This window comes from Croceitalea sp. MTPC5 (assembly GCF_036985505.1).
In the GTDB taxonomy this organism is placed as follows: Bacteria; Bacteroidota; Bacteroidia; order Flavobacteriales; family Flavobacteriaceae; genus Croceitalea.
The window spans coordinates 1-1394 of record NZ_BTGQ01000027.1; the positions used below are offsets into that span (position 1 = coordinate 1).

Annotated in this window: 1 protein-coding gene; it reads left to right on the top strand. The window is 32.6% G+C overall.

Features of this window, described 5'->3' with window-relative positions; all coding sequences use genetic code 11:
- A partial coding sequence (locus tag AACM45_RS20250; RefSeq protein WP_339145023.1) for a condensation domain-containing protein occupies positions 1-1394 on the top strand: 1394 nt, incomplete at both ends.

Sequence of the window (1394 nt, forward strand, 5' to 3'; positions counted from 1 at the left end):
AACGGGAATAAGCCAATCTTTGCTTAACAAAATTCAAATTGATGCATGGAATAATAAAAATAGTATTGAAGAAATTTATCCTGCAAATAGTTTACAGCAAGGCTTTATGTATCATGCATTAACAAATCAATATGACGAAGCATATCGGGAACAGTTAACATATGATTATCACTACGCAATTGACATCGACAAGTATTTAAAATCGTGGGAATTATGTATTCAAAAGTTCCCCGCACTTCGTATTGGTTTTAATTGGGAAGAACATTTGATACAGGTTATTTATGCAAAAGGTTTCTTGAATTATTTGGTTCACGATATCAGTCACTTAAAAGATAAAACAGCAAAAGATAAACGTATTGAAGAAATTCAAATAGCGGATAGAAAACAAGGATTTGACCTTACCAAACCATCCCTATTCAGAATCCATATTATTAGACAGTCTTCTGACTTATTCACTATTATAAAAACTGAACATCATAGCATATCTGATGGATGGAGTGGACCGATTATCTATAAATCTCATAAAGAAATTTATAACACTCTGATAGCAGGTAAAAAGGTCCACGTAATAAAAGATCGTGCATACCTAAGCGCGCAATACTACATCAATAAAAATAAGGTTAAAGCCTTAAAATATTGGGAAGCCACCATTAATGACCTGGTTGAGGCAAATAATATCAACCCTATTTTAAGTAAACCTATAAACCTAAATACCTATACGCAAGTAGAATTATCAAAGAGTTGGCAAATCAATATTGGAGGGGACACTTTTGATAAATTTAAACGATTTAGTTTAAGCAAGGGGATAACTACAAATGTTATTCTCCAATTTGCCTGGCATAAAATATTACAAGTTTATAGTTCAAGTAGCAAAACTACAGTAGGTACAACTATATCCGGCAGAGATATTCCTATTGAAAATATTGAAGATAGTGTTGGTTTATTCATTAATACCTTACCGTTGGTTGTTGAATGGAACAGCACAGATTCTGTAGAGCAATTAATGCAAAAGCTTCAAAAGAATATCACTGAGATGGGTTCTAATAGCTTTGCTGAACTCGCTAAGATTCAGACAAATGGACAAAGACTTTTTCATAGTTTGTTTGTTTTTGAAAATTACCCATCACTCAAAAAAGATAAAGGCGAAAAGGAACAAGTTCTCTTTAGAAGCTTTTATGGAAAACTTGACTATCCATTAAGTATAATGGCATATGAAAAATCCGATTCAATTCATGTTGAGCTTAAATATGATGGAAACTTTTTGGATGAAAGCAGAGCTAAAAGTATTCTTGAAAAATTTGATTACATAGTTGACTGGTCAATTCATAATCCTACTCGTTTCCACTCTGAGATTACCATTCTTAATTCTTCAGAGTACGACCAAGTGGTGAAGC